The following is a 304-nucleotide window of genomic DNA, read 5'->3' on the forward strand; positions in this document are numbered from 1 at the left end:
CTGGCCGCTTGCTGGGCGCACGCCCGGCGCAAGTTCTTCGAGGTCAAGGAACGCTTCCCGCGCGAGTGCGCCGTCTACCTCAAGCTCGTCGCCAAACTCTACGAGGTCGAAACGGAGATCCGCGAGAACGGGCTCGACGCGCAAGCAGCCTTGGCCCTTCGCCTCAAGAGGTCCGCCAACGCTCACGCCCGCATCCGCCGCGTATTGGAAATCCTGAGACGCGGAGGCCTTCCGTCAAGCGGCTTGTCCAAGGCCTGCGACTACTCGCTCTCGCACTGGGACTACCTCTCGACCTACCTGCGGC

1 protein-coding gene is annotated in these 304 nt (G+C 65.1%); it reads left to right on the plus strand.

The window, feature by feature from the left end:
* A partial coding sequence (locus tag QEH57_RS25065) for a transposase (protein ID WP_309009514.1) occupies positions 1-304 on the plus strand: 304 nt, incomplete at both ends.

The sequence above is a fragment of the Pelagicoccus sp. SDUM812005 genome (assembly GCF_031127875.1).
Lineage (GTDB): Bacteria > Verrucomicrobiota > Verrucomicrobiia > Opitutales > Opitutaceae > Pelagicoccus.